Origin of the sequence: Streptomyces wuyuanensis (assembly GCF_900103455.1) — a bacterium.
Classification (GTDB): Bacteria; Actinomycetota; Actinomycetes; order Streptomycetales; family Streptomycetaceae; genus Streptomyces; species Streptomyces wuyuanensis.
Map to the genome: position 1 here is coordinate 1 of NZ_FNHI01000032.1, position 824 is coordinate 824.

Annotated in this window: 2 rRNA genes and 1 pseudogene; 2 read left to right on the forward strand and 1 reads right to left on the reverse strand. The window is 64.3% G+C overall.

Features of this window, described 5'->3' with window-relative positions:
* Together BLT82_RS33685 and rrf are read left to right on the forward strand one after the other, a co-directional pair.
* Nucleotides 1-118 (forward strand): 23S ribosomal RNA (locus BLT82_RS33685); the annotation flags it as partial.
* Between the two features lie 110 nt (nucleotides 119-228).
* A 5S ribosomal RNA gene (gene rrf / locus BLT82_RS33690) occupies nucleotides 229-345 on the forward strand.
* Between the two features lie 147 nt (nucleotides 346-492).
* On the opposite strand, the pseudogene BLT82_RS38625 reads toward rrf, so the two are convergent.
* Nucleotides 493-824, reverse strand: a pseudogene (locus BLT82_RS38625) (hypothetical protein); the annotation flags it as partial.

An 824-nucleotide genomic window follows, 5' to 3' on the forward strand; every position in this document is an offset into this window, starting at 1 on the left:
GACTCCCACCCACTTGATGGGGTAAGGCTCCCAGTAGACGACTGGGTTGATAGGCCGGATATGGAAGCCAGGTGACTGGTGGAGTTGACCGGTACTAATAGGCCGAGGGCTTGTCCTCAGTTGCTCGCGTCCACTGTGTGGTTCCCGGGTTGCGAACAGTCGCACCGGTCGAACCAGATTCACTTGATTAATTGAAGAGTGTGCTTGTTCGCTCGAACCCGATAGGGTTTCGGTGGTCATAGCGTTAGGGAAACGCCCGGTTACATTCCGAACCCGGAAGCTAAGCCTTTCAGCGCCGATGGTACTGCAGGGGGGACCCTGTGGGAGAGTAGGACGCCGCCGAACAATCTTTCAGGACCCGTGGTCCCAGCGTTCAGCTGGGACCACGGGTCCTTTTTGTTTGCATGTTTTTCCCGAAGCGCGTCGGTCGGCCGGCTGCGCGAGAATTGACTGCGGTACCCGAAGACAGGAGCCTCACCGATGCCCACCAACTCAGCCGACGATCGTCCTGAGCGCGAGCCGCGCCGCCGCGAGGGCGGCGGCGACCGGGGCGGCTATCGCGGGGGCCCGCGTCGGGACGACAACCGTGGGGGCGGCAACCGCCGTGACGACCGCGGTGGGTTCCGTCGCGACGACCGCGCCGGCTCCTTTCCCCGCGACGACCGCGGCTACGGCCGCCGTGACGACCGGCGGGACGACAATCGCGAGGGCCGCTTCCCCCGTGACGAACGGGCCTATGGGCGTCGCGACGACCGTCGGGATGATCGTGGTCCGCGTCGTGACGATGACCGTGGTGGTTTCCGTCGTGATGACCGTGGTGGTTA